This is a genomic window from Paraburkholderia dioscoreae (genome assembly GCF_902459535.1).
GTDB lineage: Bacteria > Pseudomonadota > Gammaproteobacteria > Burkholderiales > Burkholderiaceae > Paraburkholderia > Paraburkholderia dioscoreae.
Genome location: NZ_LR699554.1, coordinates 1,336,275 through 1,349,385, shown reverse-complemented (window position 1 = coordinate 1,349,385; position 13,111 = coordinate 1,336,275). Strand labels below are relative to the sequence as shown.

Annotated in this window: 12 protein-coding genes; 3 read left to right on the top strand and 9 right to left on the bottom strand. The window is 61.5% G+C overall.

Annotated elements, in window-relative coordinates:
* Nucleotides 1-12: 12 nt before the first annotated feature.
* The 7 genes from tssG to PDMSB3_RS26245 all read right to left on the bottom strand — a co-directional run bounded on the left by tssG (nt 13) and on the right by PDMSB3_RS26245 (nt 6,957).
* Complete coding sequence (tssG, locus tag PDMSB3_RS26275; protein WP_007176947.1) at nt 13-1,107, bottom strand: type VI secretion system baseplate subunit TssG; 1,095 nt, start codon at nt 1,105-1,107, stop codon at nt 13-15.
* Complete coding sequence (gene tssF, locus PDMSB3_RS26270) at nt 1,071-2,909, bottom strand: type VI secretion system baseplate subunit TssF (RefSeq protein WP_165188191.1); 1,839 nt, start codon at nt 2,907-2,909, stop codon at nt 1,071-1,073. The genes tssG and tssF overlap by 37 nt, the downstream gene beginning before the upstream one ends.
* 138 nt (nt 2,910-3,047) lie before the next feature.
* Entirely contained in the window at nt 3,048-3,527 is a 480-nt protein-coding gene (tssE, locus tag PDMSB3_RS26265; RefSeq protein ID WP_007176945.1) for a type VI secretion system baseplate subunit TssE, read from the bottom strand.
* 85 nt (nt 3,528-3,612) lie between these two features.
* On the bottom strand, nt 3,613-4,116 hold the full coding sequence (locus PDMSB3_RS26260) for an Hcp family type VI secretion system effector (RefSeq protein ID WP_007176944.1): 504 nt from the start codon (nt 4,114-4,116) through the stop codon (nt 3,613-3,615).
* 71 nt (nt 4,117-4,187) lie between these two features.
* Nucleotides 4,188-5,678, bottom strand: coding sequence for a type VI secretion system contractile sheath large subunit (gene tssC, locus PDMSB3_RS26255; RefSeq protein ID WP_165188181.1), 1,491 nt, complete (start codon nt 5,676-5,678; stop codon nt 4,188-4,190).
* A 14-nt stretch (nt 5,679-5,692) separates the two neighbouring features.
* Nucleotides 5,693-6,241 carry a type VI secretion system contractile sheath small subunit gene (tssB, locus tag PDMSB3_RS26250; RefSeq protein WP_007176942.1) on the bottom strand — a complete coding sequence of 183 codons (549 nt, stop codon included), beginning with the start codon at nt 6,239-6,241 and terminating at the stop codon, nt 5,693-5,695.
* Between the two features lie 35 nt (nt 6,242-6,276).
* The gene (locus PDMSB3_RS26245; RefSeq protein WP_007176941.1) at nt 6,277-6,957 is read right to left on the bottom strand and encodes a tetratricopeptide repeat protein; all 681 of its coding nucleotides are present in this window, start codon (nt 6,955-6,957) and stop codon (nt 6,277-6,279) included.
* A 362-nt stretch (nt 6,958-7,319) separates the two neighbouring features.
* On the opposite strand from PDMSB3_RS26245, the gene tssJ reads away from it, so the two are divergent.
* The 3 genes from tssJ to icmH all read left to right on the top strand — a co-directional run bounded on the left by tssJ (nt 7,320) and on the right by icmH (nt 10,177).
* Entirely contained in the window at nt 7,320-7,946 is a 627-nt protein-coding gene (gene tssJ, locus PDMSB3_RS26240; RefSeq protein ID WP_035517140.1) for a type VI secretion system lipoprotein TssJ, read from the top strand.
* 108 nt (nt 7,947-8,054) lie between these two features.
* The gene (tssK, locus tag PDMSB3_RS26235; protein ID WP_035517137.1) at nt 8,055-9,401 is read left to right on the top strand and encodes a type VI secretion system baseplate subunit TssK; all 1,347 of its coding nucleotides are present in this window, start codon (nt 8,055-8,057) and stop codon (nt 9,399-9,401) included.
* On the top strand, nt 9,398-10,177 hold the full coding sequence (gene icmH, locus PDMSB3_RS26230) for a type IVB secretion system protein IcmH/DotU (protein ID WP_007176938.1): 780 nt from the start codon (nt 9,398-9,400) through the stop codon (nt 10,175-10,177). The genes tssK and icmH overlap by 4 nt, the downstream gene beginning before the upstream one ends.
* 157 nt (nt 10,178-10,334) lie before the next feature.
* On the opposite strand, the gene zwf is transcribed toward icmH, so the two are convergent.
* Nucleotides 10,335-11,822, bottom strand: a complete 1,488-nt coding sequence (gene zwf, locus PDMSB3_RS26225; RefSeq protein WP_007176937.1) for a glucose-6-phosphate dehydrogenase — start codon at nt 11,820-11,822, stop codon at nt 10,335-10,337.
* Nucleotides 11,823-12,166: 344 nt separating this feature from the next.
* A complete protein-coding gene (gene lhpI / locus PDMSB3_RS26220; protein WP_007176936.1) occupies nt 12,167-13,102 on the bottom strand; it encodes a bifunctional Delta(1)-pyrroline-2-carboxylate/Delta(1)-piperideine-2-carboxylate reductase in 936 nt (311 codons plus the stop codon).
* Nucleotides 13,103-13,111: the final 9 nt, after the last annotated feature.

Genomic DNA, 13,111 nt, shown 5'->3' with positions numbered 1-13,111 from the left:
CTGTCGTGATAGTCAGTGAATCACATGCAATTCGTAGCGGGCATCCGCGCGGTCACGGTCAGCTTCCTTCGTGCAAAGGAACGCATCCCAGCCGAGGCGCGCGCCCTTGCTCAATACGCTCGGCCCAACGGCCTCGCGACGCAGCACCAGCGACACCTCGTATTCGAGCGTGACGCCTGCCAGCAGCGTGAGCATGCGTTCGAGCGCCACTGCGCGATCGGCGCCGGGTAAAAACGCTTCGTAGTCCGCCTTGTCGAGCGGTCCGATCACTAGCCGCGCGCGCATGTCGCGCTGCCAGACGCGCTCGCCCGCCAGCGCGGTCGCGCCGAGCGTCGCGTTGACGCTTCCTAGCAAAGTCAACTGATCGCGCGGCACGTCGTACCATTTGCCGATGAACTGCTCGACGCGCACCCGCACCTTGAAGTACTCCGATAGCGTGCGCTGCAAATAAGCGGCCGATACCGGTCGATGCCGCGCGGCGAGCGCGTAGCCGGCAATCGCTTCGTCGAACAACGCGCCTTCGCCGTTTTGCAGACTGTTGCGCGTGTCGTCGTCGGCGACACCGGCGAGTGCGAGCAGCAACGGCAAATAGCGTTCGTCGCGATCCAGTTCGTAATGAAACGGCAGGCGGTATTTCTTCCACGCCGCGTAGAACAGCGCCGTCGCGCGATTCGAAAACACGTCGAAGAACTCACGCGCGGCACGGTCACGTTTGATCTGCTCGCGCGCGACGATCTGTTCGGTGTAGTGCAGCGGCAATGCGCCCTGCCCGCCGAGCAAACCGAAAAAAGCGGGCGTGATATCCACTTTGTCGAGCGAGCCGTCTTCGAGCGCCGCCGTGCGTTGCGCCTTCTGTTTCAGTGCCGCGCCCGCGGCGCCGTAAGACTGCGCGCCGTGAATCTCGCTCGGCGGGAACGACATGGACAGCGAATTGCGAAAACCGATACGCTGGGCGACGATTTCGCCTGGGCGTCCGGTGTGAGAAGGCGATTGCTGCGCGAACCACTTCTCGAGAATCCGCACCGCCTGAAAAAATTCGAAGCGATGCGGCTCGTCGAGAAGTTGTTCGATTACGCCAGGATCGATTCGCCGCTGCGCGGTTTGCATCGCAGAATCTCCTCGCCGGTGCGCTTCGACACGACGACCAGTTGCACAAAGCTGTTCAGATGCACGTACAGCCCAAAAAACGTATCGATCACCCGCACGAACGACGCGAGACTCGTGCCGACGAAATGTTCTTCGTCGATCGTCAACTGAATCTCGATGCCGCGCACAAAAGTGGCAAACGGCTTGCCAGGCAGCCATTGCACAGCCGCGCGTTGTTCGATGCCCACCAGCCCGTCGATATGCCGCGCGGACACCGCCGTGCGCCGCAAATCGTAGAGCACGAGCATTTCCTTGAGTGCCGACAGGCCGCTATTCGCCAGCGATACGTGGTTCAACGCCAGATGCGAGATCAGCCGCCAATGCGCGGCGCGCCCGCGCTCGAAACGCACGCTCGGCGTAGGGCGGCGCAACATCGAGATGTTGCCGGTCAGCGAGCCGCCTTCGAGAAACAGATCGCCGCCTTCGAGCCCCACGGCGAGGCCGGCTGGCAAGTCGCGATTGGTACAGGTCAGATCGAGACTCAAGGTATCGGTTTGCGGCGCGGCCGGTTCGAAGTCGATATCGACGATCGAGATTTCGGTCTCGTAGCCCGGGCTTTTCTGCGCGACCCAATCGTTGCGCCTCGCGAACCAGTAATGCCCGGCACGCGCCGCTTCGCCGTGATGCAATGAATAGAAAGGCCGGAACTCGATCACCGATTCTTCATGTGCCTGCTGCCGGACGAGCTTCACCGAGTCGATCGAATAGACTTCGTAGGCAAATGCACGGCGCGCTTCCGCAATCACCGGATACGAAATCGCCTGATGGCTGATGCGGATCGGTTCGCCGTGCTGCTCGAACAGATTCACCACCGGCGTGCAGAACAGGCGGAAATGGTGCGCGCCCAATGAGTCAAGCAGACGCGCAACGTGCGAGTCGCTCCGCACTTCCTTGAGCACGACGTGCAGCGTCAGACGCTGGCAGCGGCCGCTCGCGCGCGTCATTGCGGCCAGATCGAAATCGGCGAAATTGAATTTTTCGGGGAACGCGAAGTATTCGGTCAGCAGCCGATACGCCGGATGCGACTTGGCCGGATAGTCGATCAGCGCGTCTTCTTCGGCGAAACCGGCTTGCACGACCGGCGACTCGCGCATGGCCTTCCACACGCCGCGACGATCGGCTTCCACGTAAGTGGCCATTCCGTTCACGAACAGACAGTCCGCCAGCGCAGCAATAAAAGACTGCTCGCCATGTAGATGCGTACGCAGCGTGCCGACTTTCAGCGCGGACAGATCCAGTTGCGCCGCCGTCGATTCGAAGGTGATCGACACGATCGCCGTGGCATTGCCCGGTAGCACGGTCGCGCTCGGCGCCATCGCCACCGACGTGTATTTCGCCTCCGAGATGCGGATCGGCGCCAGCGTCACGTCGTACGCGGTACGAAAACGGCATTGCACGCCGCGAATGGGCCGTGATTTGAGTTCGGTGCCGCACTCCACCAGCACCGGCTCGGTCAGATGACTCAGCGCGGCGGACGTGCCCAACTGCGCAATCGAGCACGACGGAAACGGCCGCAGGTAGTGCGGATACAGCACTTCCAGCAGCGCTTCGGTGAATTCGGGGTAGTCGTCGTCGAGTTTCTTGTTGATGCGCGCGCCGAGCAGCGCGAACGATTCGATCATCCGCTCGACGTGCGGGTCTTCGCAGTGCTCGCCGGACATAGCCAGCCGCGCGGCAATCTTCGGGTAGCGCTCGGCGAAGTCGCGCGAATAGCGCCGCAGAAATGACAACTCGCGCTCGTAATACGGCAGCAATTCTTCCATCGATCTATCCCCGGACCTGAAACCGCTCCGCCCAATCTGTCGCCACCGTTGCGCGTAACGGCGGCGGCAAAGCGGTACTGAAACACCACGACTCAAATGCCGCTGCTCAATCGCAGCGGCCAGAACAACTCCGTGCTACTACAGTTTCGCGCGTGCGCGCGTCACCGAGTATTGCAACGTGGAGGGCTGCAGCATCGCATCGAAACTCACCGGTTCTTCCGCCGGATGCACGACCAGCAACGCCTGAATCGCGAAGTTCAGCGCATTGGTCGATTGTTCGTTCAATTCGAGCGTGACGGCCACCTGCTGCAAGCGCGGCTCGTGCCGCGCAATGGCCTGCTGAATCGACTTGCAGATGAAAGTGCGATCGTAGTGGCTCGCAAGGCTCAGCCCCGCAAAATCGTTCAGACCGTACGTGAGCACCGAACGCTGACATTCCGGCAGCGCCGCCAACTCGTGCTCGGTCAGCGCGATGCGCGTATTCAGAATCGCCTCGACATCTCGCGCGACGGTGCTCTTCAATTCATCCAGCGACAATTGCCGCATTGCCGGAGAAGCCGGCAGATGCGGTTCGTCGTCGAACAGCTTGTCGAGAAAGCTGGGTTCGAAGCGTTTCATCAGCGTCCGAAGAAACTGCGCGACGCGCGGCGCACAGCATACGCGGCAACCCTTTCGAGCCGCGCGCGCCGGGTGCGCCCGCGCATCAGACCGCGTAAGTCTTGTCGTTCTTCGTCAGGCTCCACGCGCCCTGCGCGTTGCCGCCCTGGTTGCCGCCGATCTTCTGCTGCGTGTACTTCCATTGCACGGCGGCGTACTTCAGCGAGAACTGTTCGGTCGGCAAGCCTTCGCCCACCACGCTCGGCGTCACGCTCGAAATGATCACGTACTTGAGCTTCACTTCCAGATACTTGATGCGATTGCCTTCGCCGTCCGAGCGCATGAAGTCGATCGTGACTTCGTCGAACGTCGTGCCGCCCGATGCGTGTTGATAGATCAGCGGGCTGACCACGTCGATGTCTTTCGTGAACCGCATGTCGGCGTGTTCGCAGCGCTCGGAGGTGTGGCCACCTGCCGTCGAAGCCGTTGCCGAACGCGGTTGCGTGATCGAATGGTTCCACGAATCGATTTCGATCCAGCCAGCATGATCCTTATCGGCAGACTCGCCCTTGATCGCCGGATTGCCGAATTTTAAATAGATATCCTTCATAACTCCTCGACTCCCCAAAGAGGTGGTTTTAACAGCCAACCCGGACGGCTAGCCCGGGTTCTCTGATTTGCTTATGAATTGGCCGGTTTCGGCAGATCAGCGACAAGCCGCAAAGAGATCGACAGCTCGTCCAGTTGAAAATGCGGGCGCAGGAACGCGACCGAACGATACGCACCGGGCTTGCCCGGAATCTCCGAGACCTGAATCGACGCCTCGCGCAGCGGGAACTGAGCCTTCTGTTCCTGCGTGGCGTTGTCGTCGAGCAGCACGTATTGCGAGATCCAGCGGTTCAGGAACACTTCGACGTTCTGTGCCGATGCAAAGCTGCCGATCTTGTCGCGCATCATTGCCTTCAGGTAGTGCGCAACGCGCGACACCGAGAAGATGTACTGCAATTGCGCGGACAGAACCGCGTTAGCATTTGCGCTATCGGTGCTGTATTTCTTGGGTTTCTGCACCGATTGCGCGGCGAAGAACGCAGCGTAGTCCGAGTTCTTGCAGTGCACGAGCGGAATGAAACCGAGATCGCTCAGTTCTTTCTCGCGGCGATCGGTAATCGCGATTTCGGTCGGGCATTTCAGCGCGACTTCGCCGTCGTCGGTCTTGAAGGTGTGGGTGGGCAGATCTTCCACCAGACCGCCGCCTTCCACGCCGCGAATCGCCGCACACCAGCCGAAGTCGTCGAATGCCGCCGTCAGGCGTGCAGCGAATGCCCACGCCGCGTTACACCACAGGTATTTGCTGTGATCCGTGCCGTCCACGTCTTCGACGAAGTTGAAACCCTCCGCCGTGGCGCCGTCTTTCGGATTGAACGGCAGGCGGCCGAGAAAACGCGGCAGCGTGAGGCCCACGTAGCGCGAATCTTCGGCGTCGCGAAACGACTTCCACTTTGCGTATTCGACCGTGTCGAACACCTTGCCGAGATCGCGCGGCCTGCCGAGGTCGGCAAAGGTTTCGAGGCCCAGCAATTCGGGCGACGCCGATGCGATGAACGGCGCATGCGCGGCCGCCGCGACGTGTGACATCTGTTCGATGAAGTACACGTCTTCCGGCTGGCGCGTGACTTCGAAGTCGCCGATGATCGTGCCGAACGGCGAGCCGCCGAAGGTGCCGAATTCTTCTTCGTAGATCTTCTTGAAGAGCGCGCTTTGATCGAATTCGATCGCGGTCTTGAAGTCGCGCACCAGGTCGCGCTTGGGCGCATGCAGTGCCTTGATCTTGACCGTTGCGCCGGTATTGCTTTCCTTGCACAGGTAGTCCAGACCGCGCCACGTGCTTTCCATACGCTGGAATTGCGGCGCGTGCATCACCGCGCTCAGTTGCGCGGAGATCAGGCGGTCGAGTTCGGCGACGCGCGCGTCGATGGTGGCCGACAGGTTGTCGGACACCACCACCGTGCCGTCGAGCACCTGATGCACAAGCTCGCCGATCAGGTCTTTCGCGCGCGCGTGCTCGGAATCGGACTTCGCCACGCGGCTTTTCTCGACGATTTCGTCGAGCAGCGTGGATTCCGCACCGCTTTGCGCGGTGGCGAGTTGGGCTGCTGCCGTTTGCTGATTCATCTCACACCCCGTGCTTATTCGCCTTGCTTGTCGTGGTCCGGCGCGCCGCCGTGCTGGTCCGCCGCGTTGCCCTGATCTTTCGCCAGGGTTTGCAACTGCTGCGTGTTGTTGAGCACTTCGCTCAGCAGGTCTTCGAGTTTGTCGTTGCCGGCCAGCTTGTTGCGCAGATCGGCGAGCTTCGAGCGTGCTTCGAGCAGGCGCCGCAGCGGTTCGATTTGCGCGACCACTTCGTCCGGATTGAAATCGGCCATCGACCTGAAACGCAGGTCGACCGCGAATTTGCCGCCGCCCTCGCTCAAGCGGTTTTCCACCTGGAAAGCGGCGCGCGGTTCGATCGCTTTCATCACGTCGTCGAAGTTGTCGCGGTCGATATTGACGAACTTGCGATCGCGCAGCTTCGGCTGCTCGACTTCGGACTGTCCCGCCAGATCGGCGACCACGCCGACGACGAACGGCAACTCCTTCACCTCGATCGCATCGCCGCGCTCGACCTCATAGGTCAATTGAACGCGGGGCGGCCGCACTTTTTGCAAGCGTTTCTGAATGCTTTCTTTCTTCGCCATCGTCGGCTCCCGGGTGCTGGTGGATCAGGCTTGGGTCAGCGCAGCGCGCTGAACGGATCGGACGCGCCGCCGCTTTGCGCGGCTTTGGCAGGTGCGGCAGGTGCCGCCGGCACGGCGGGCGCAGCCGGCGGCGCGGCGGCAGGCGCGGTGCCTGTGCTGGCGTCAGGTGTATCCACCGGTTTGCTCTTCGCGATGTGACGAATGACGCGCTTCTTCTTTACGGCCGGCTTGTCGTTCGGGTCGGGCGGGAACAGCGTGGCTTCGCCGAGCGTGTCGCGCAACTGCTTCGCGAGCGCCTGCGCGTCCGACTTGGCATCACCCGCGAGCGAGGCGTCCTGACGCAATTCGCCGAGCGATTGCGTGGCGACGCGCAGGCCGGCCACGGCCAGCACGCTCTTGGCCTGGCGATCGGTCTGGTCGCGTTGCAGCGCTTCTTGCGCGGCGACGATTGCCTGGCCGTAGTGACCTTGCGCGAACTGGATCTGCGCAATACGCGACCACGGTTCTTCACGCGTCGGATCGGATTTGGAAAGCTGCTGATAAAGCGCAATAGCGCGATCCTGATCACCGCCCTTAGCGACGGTATCGGCATCCGCGAGTTGCTTATTAAAAGCCTCCGGTGTGGTCGCGAGATTGTTGCCCTGTGTCGCGCAACCGGCCATCACGCCGCATGCCAACACAACCCCAGATAGTTTTACTAACAGACGCTCATTCATCGTTTTTCACCGACGTGCGAATTTTTTATTTCAAGGGAAAACCGGAGTTTTGCTTTGCTTCAAGTGCGCGGGTATAGTACAGGCCAATTTTCGATAATTCAACTTTCGTGTGAAGAAGCATTGCACAAAAAAAATGCATGGGCTCAATTAAACGAAACATGCAGAAATTGTTTCCTGTTTCAATAGAGTCAAACAGAAAACGGAAAAATTTGCCACCCACCTGCGGCAATCCGGCAAGTCACGCGTAGTTACATGCGCTTTGCATAAAGCGGCATTACGCGGCAAACCGTTGCTACAAATCACTGATTTGATTTCGTTATTAGATGTTTAGACGGGGGACGGCGCCGAGCCGCTCGATGTATATGAACTCGCATGTTATTCGCCATGCATCGCAATTGATTGCCAGTGCTACCGCGTGCGCGTTGCTAGGTGGCTGCGCGGCCGGCGTGACCGTGCTCGGAGCCGCAGCCAACGCGGCTTTGCAGGCGAGCGGCCTCGGCAAGCCGGACCTGCCGGACGCCCAGAAACCGCCACGCAATGTCGGTCTCACCTTATATGCCGCGCCAAATCTGAATGCCGCGAATGACAAACGCCCATTGGCACTGGTCGTGCGGCTATATGTCCTGAAAGACCCCACTTCATTCCAGCAGGCGCCATTCGACGCCTTTACCGATCCGGCCCGTGAGAAGACTATCCTGGGCGGCGATTTGCTGGGCGTGCGCGAAGTTACTCTAATCCCCGGCCAGCGCTACGCCGTTACCGAAAAAGTCTCGCGTGAAGCGCAGGCATTCGGTATCGTCGCGCTATTCCGCGATCCGGCAATGCAGCGCTGGAAATTCGCCTTCGACCCGGCGAAGTCGGAGAAATCCGGCATAATGATCGGCCTGCATAACTGTGCAATGACGGTGACCAACGGCACTGTGATCCCGTCAGAACAGGGATTGCCCGCGCAACCGCTGAATATGCTTTCTTCTGTAAGCTGCGGATAAAGATGCCGGTCAAATACGATTTAACATTCTTTAGAGAATTAACAATTCGGCGCTCGAATCGGTTATCTCCCGATGCGCCATACGCTGAACGCATATAACAGGTTTGAGATGAGTTATTCCGCAAAAGTGCTCTGGGGGGAAGGCCTGTTTCTGAGGCCGCAGCATTTTCAGCGTCAGGACGCCTATCATGAGGCGCGCCTGTTCGAATCGATCCAGGCGATCCAGCCATACAACTGGGGCGTACGTTCGGCGCGCTTCGACCGCGACGCGCTCGGCAGCAACGTGCTGCGCGTGAGCGAACTTTCGCTGGTGTTTCCCGACGGCGCGCTCTACTCCGCGCCGCAAGCCGACGACCTGCCGCCGCCCATTGCGCTGGATACGCTGCCCGACGGCATCAACGAATTCACGTTTTATCTCGCGCTGCATCCGCTGCGCGAAACCGGCGCGAACTATTCGCAGGACAGCAACGCGGGTTTCGTGTCGCGTTACGTCAGCGAGCAGACGCCGGTGGCCGATCATTTCACCGACGCCGCCGAAGCCGACATCACCTTCCTGAAGACCAGCGTCAAACTGATCGCGCATAGCGAGCCGCGGGATCAACTGCTCTCGGTGCCGCTCGTGCGTGTACGCCGCACCGCTACGAGCGGTTTCGAAATCGACGACAGCTTCGTGCCGCCCTGCCTCGCCATCGACGCTTCGCCGATCCTGCATCAACGGCTGCGCCAACTGATCGATGCATTGCAGGCCAAGGTCAACGCGCTGTACGGTTTTCATCGCGAGCCGACCAAGAACATCATCGAATTCCGCTCCGGCGACATCGCGTCGTTCTGGCTGCTGCATACCGCGAGCGCGGCGTTCGCCTCGCTCGCGCATCTGTACCAGCATTCCGCGCTGCACCCTGAACGCCTGTTCCAGGAATTGCTGCGCCTTGCCGGCCAGTTGATGACGTTTTCGAAGGGCTATGCGCTGTCCGACTTGCCGGCTTACCGGCACGACGATCCGGGCCCCGGCTTTGCACGTCTCGACACGATTCTGCGCGATCTGCTCGAAACCGTGATCTCCACGCGCTACTTCGCGATCTCGCTCGAAGAAGTCCGGCCGTCGTTTCATGCAGGCCGCCTCGACTCGGGCAAGATCGACGATAAGACCATGTTCTACGTCGCGGTGTCGGCGGACATGCCGACTGCCGAACTGGTGGAAGCCGTGCCCGCACGCTTCAAGGTCGGCGCGCCCGACGACGTCGACAAGCTGGTGCTCTCGGCCATGCCGGGCGTGCGGCTCGTCTACACGCCGCAGGTGCCGCCCGCCATTCCGGTTCGTCCGGGCGCGTGCTACTTCTCGTTCGAATCGCGCGGCGCGCTGTACGACCGTATGTTGCAGGCCCAATCGGCAATGATCTACGCACCGTCGGGCATCAACGATCTTCAACTCGAACTGATTGCCGTCACATCATGAGCTACGCGCCCTCCCTGTTTGGCGGCAGCACGCCCGCCGCGACGCCCGCACCGGTCACCGAGCCGACCTACCAGGTCCGCTCGCTGCTCGATCTGCTGTACGACGGCTTCTTCATGCTGTTCCTGTTGAAGAACGGCCGCGAGCCCGGCGACGCGCAGGAATTCAGCCAGCGCATCCAGCAGTTCCTCGGCGACTTCGAGCGCGGCGCGAAGAAGCTCAATGCGTCGGCGGAAGATGTCTACGCGTCGAAGTTTGCGTTCTGCGCGGCCATCGACGAATCGGTGTTGTCGTCCACCTTCAGGATCCGCACGGAATGGGAGCGCCGGCCGCTGCAGCTCGTGCTGTTCGGCGAGCAACTGGCGGGTGAGAAATTCTTCCAGTATCTCGAGGAGTGCCGCGCACAGGGCGCGGCGCGTCTGCAATCGCTCGAGGTGTTTCACATGTGCCTGCTGCTCGGCTTTCAGGGCAAGTATCTGCTCGAAGGGCCGGAGAAGCTCGCGTATCTGACCGCGCGTATCGGCGATGAAATCGCGCATATGAAGGGCAAGCGCGCGCCATTCGCGCCGCATTGGCCGCTACCCGATCAGGTCGCGCACCGGCTCAAGCGCGAGGTGCCGTTGTGGTCGATCGGTGCGGTATTCGCGCTGGTTGGGCTGCTGGCTTATCTCGGACTGAACACCTATCTGCGCGACCAGACTTTGCGCTCGCTCGCGCCGTATTCGCAGGTGGTCAAGCTTGGACCGCAATCGGCCACGTTGACGATTTCGTTGCCTTAGGCATCGAGCGCTGATCGATGGAATAAGAAAGCCCGCTCATGCGGGCTTTCTTTCGTTCTCGACGGCCTGGATATGCGCATCGAATCGGCCGGTGTAAAACTACGTCTTGTCTAGCCCGCTGGCATTTGCGGGCTTTCTACCGCGCTGAAGAAAAATCTTATTGCGACTCTTCCGCCCACACCGCATTCTCCCGCGCCATCAGCGCCGTGGATGCAGCCGGCCCGAACGTGCCCGCCGTATAGCTGCGCGGCTTGTCGCCCGACTTGCTCCAGCCCGCCAGAATCGGCTCGGCCCACGCCCATGCCGCTTCGAGTTCGTCGCGACGCATGAAGTGCGTGAGACGTCCGCGAATCACGTCGATCAGCAAACGCTCATACGCTTCCGCGCGCCGCTCGGTGAAGGCCTGCTGCAAATCCAGATTCAGATTCACCGGCAGCATATGCATGCCGCTGCCCGGCTCCTTGGCGAGCACCTGCAACTGGATCGACTCCTCAGGTTGCAACTGGATCACGAGCCGGTTGCCGTAGTTGCGCCCGCTATGCCCGTTCGGGATGATCGAGAAAGGCAGTTCTGAAAACTCGATGACGATCTCCGACACTTTCTTCTGCATCCGCTTGCCCGTACGCAGGAAGAACGGCACATGCGCCCAGCGCCAGTTATTGATGTGCGCGCGCAACGCGACGAAGGTTTCGGCGCGGCTGCCCGCAGGCACGTTGTCTTCCTCGAGATAACCCTTCACCGCCTCGCCGTCCACCGCGCCGGCGGTGTACTGGCCGCGCACGGTGTCGCGCGCGATGTCTTCCGGCGTCATGGGCCGCAATGAGCGCAGCACCTTGAGTTTTTCGTCGCGGACCGCGTCCGGGTCCAGCGACACGGGCGGCTCCATCGCGACGATGCACAGCAGTTGCAGCAAGTGGTTCTGCACCATGTCGCGCAGCGCGCCAGTCTTGTCGTAGAAGCCCGCGCGGCTGCCCACGCCGACCGTTTCCGCCACCGTGATCTGCACACTCTTGATATACGGCGCCTGCCACAGCGGGCCGAAAATCGGATTACCGAAACGCAGCACCATCAGGTTCTGCACGGTTTCCTTGCCGAGATAGTGGTCGATCCGGTAGATCTGCGCTTCGCTGAAATGCTTGCCGACCGCCGTGTTGATTTCCTGAGCGGAGGCCAGATCGTGGCCCAGCGGCTTTTCGAGCACCACCCGCGAGTTGCCGTCGACCAGTCCCGCCGCTGCGAGGTTATCGCAGATGTTCGTGAACAGATCCGGCGACGTCGCGAGGTAGAACACGCGGCGCACACCCTCGCGCGACGCCTCCTTCAGGCGCTGATAGTCCTCGACCGAGTCCACGTCCATGCGCACGTATTCGAACAGCGCCAGAAATTTGTCCCAGGCGGCGGCATCGAACGCTTTCTTTTCGATGAAGGGCTTTGCCTTCTGCTCCATGAATTCGTTGATGTACTCCTCACGCGACCAGGGCTTGCGCCCGATCGTGAGAATGCGGGTCTCCGGCGGCAGGTTGCAATGCAGATGCGCCATATAGAGCGCGGGCAGCAGCTTGCGAAACGACAGGTCGCCGGTGCCGCCGAAAATGATCATGTCGAGCGGCAGGTCGGGAGTGGCAGAAGCGTGGTGGGTCGTCATAGCGCGGTCGCAGCGTCGTGAGGGATAAGGCGTGGATGAAGGGCAGAAAAAAGCGGGCAAAAAAACAGCAGCAAAGCACCGTGCCGACGGCCCGGCGCTCTTTTCTGACAAACGCCTATGGTGCAACGTTTTGAGATTGTTTGCACGGCAACATGTGCCGCAGGTTGGCGCAATATGCCAACCTGCGGCATCAACGGCCTGCCCGGAAGGTTTTTTCCGGCTTTCGCCGGCAGGCCGCCGCCCGTTGTGTTGCCCGCTGTGTCGCCCGCTGTCGTAGCGCTTGCGCACGCCACACCCACGGGCTGCCCTTACATGCTTCCGGCACACGCTTTTTCATCAAGCCTTCAGGCGCCTGACAATGCCTCGCGCGCCACGCGGCACGCCGCCAGATCCCAGGCCGCACAGCCGACGCTTTTAAAAACGACCGGTTTCTTTTGCGGCCGCAGCGCCGGGTTGTCGAGCACCGAAGCGATCCCGCCGACCTGCGCCCAGTCCACGCCCGCCTGAATGAAGTCACCGGCCTCGTGGCGCGCGCCAGCCTCGTCGTCGACAAAAAGCGCGCTCCCGGCGAGAGTGCGCGCGCCGATCTCGACCATGGCGGGCGTGAATGCGCCGACGCCGATCACGAGACGCTCCGCGCGCGCGGCTTCGTCGTAGATCGGCTGTCTGCTCGTGGTCAGCGCGATCACCACGTCGACCGACTCGGGAATCGCCGCGCCGTCCTGCGTGAACGGCCGGACCTCAAGCGCCTTGTCGTGATGGCGTGCGCAAAACGCTTCGGCACGCGCGGGCGCACTGCCTTTCACCCACACGCGCGCTTCGGGAAACAGCTCGCCGATCGCCTCCAGATGGTTGAGCGCCTGCGTACCGGTGCCGATCAGCAGGAATTCGCGCGGAGCGGCGGCGGCGAAGGTTTCGACGCCGAGCATCGAGATCGCCGCCGTGCGGCGTCCCGTGACGATCGGGCCGTCGAGGATGAAGAGCGTCTCGCCGGTGTCGGCGTCGAACGTCATGACTTTGCCGTGAATCGTCGGCAGGCCGTGCGGGCCGTTGGCCGGGCACACGTTGACCAGCTTGTGGATCGCGAGGTCGGGCGCGGTGGCCGGCATGGACAGCATGATGCCGCCTTCGTTGAGCGGCACGACGAGCCGCTCGGGACTCGCGATGCGTTGCTGCGCATACTCGATGCTCGCGCGCTTGAGTGCGTCGACGAGTGCGGCATACGGAATCAGCCGCGCGGTCGCGGCGGCGTCGAAAATCTGCGTGATCGGGCGAGTCATGGGCAGGTT

Coding starts and splice junctions, on each gene's coding strand:
- tssG (WP_007176947.1), bottom strand. CDS start 1,107: ATGCAAACCGCGCAGCGGCGAATCGATCCTGGCGTAATCGAACAACTT.
- tssF (WP_165188191.1), bottom strand. CDS start 2,909: ATGGAAGAATTGCTGCCGTATTACGAGCGCGAGTTGTCATTTCTGCGG.
- tssE (WP_007176945.1), bottom strand. CDS start 3,527: ATGAAACGCTTCGAACCCAGCTTTCTCGACAAGCTGTTCGACGACGAA.
- PDMSB3_RS26260 (WP_007176944.1), bottom strand. CDS start 4,116: ATGAAGGATATCTATTTAAAATTCGGCAATCCGGCGATCAAGGGCGAG.
- tssC (WP_165188181.1), bottom strand. CDS start 5,678: ATGAATCAGCAAACGGCAGCAGCCCAACTCGCCACCGCGCAAAGCGGT.
- tssB (WP_007176942.1), bottom strand. CDS start 6,241: ATGGCGAAGAAAGAAAGCATTCAGAAACGCTTGCAAAAAGTGCGGCCG.
- PDMSB3_RS26245 (WP_007176941.1), bottom strand. CDS start 6,957: ATGAATGAGCGTCTGTTAGTAAAACTATCTGGGGTTGTGTTGGCATGC.
- tssJ (WP_035517140.1), top strand. CDS start 7,320: ATGAACTCGCATGTTATTCGCCATGCATCGCAATTGATTGCCAGTGCT.
- tssK (WP_035517137.1), top strand. CDS start 8,055: ATGAGTTATTCCGCAAAAGTGCTCTGGGGGGAAGGCCTGTTTCTGAGG.
- icmH (WP_007176938.1), top strand. CDS start 9,398: ATGAGCTACGCGCCCTCCCTGTTTGGCGGCAGCACGCCCGCCGCGACG.
- zwf (WP_007176937.1), bottom strand. CDS start 11,822: ATGACGACCCACCACGCTTCTGCCACTCCCGACCTGCCGCTCGACATG.
- lhpI (WP_007176936.1), bottom strand. CDS start 13,102: ATGACTCGCCCGATCACGCAGATTTTCGACGCCGCCGCGACCGCGCGG.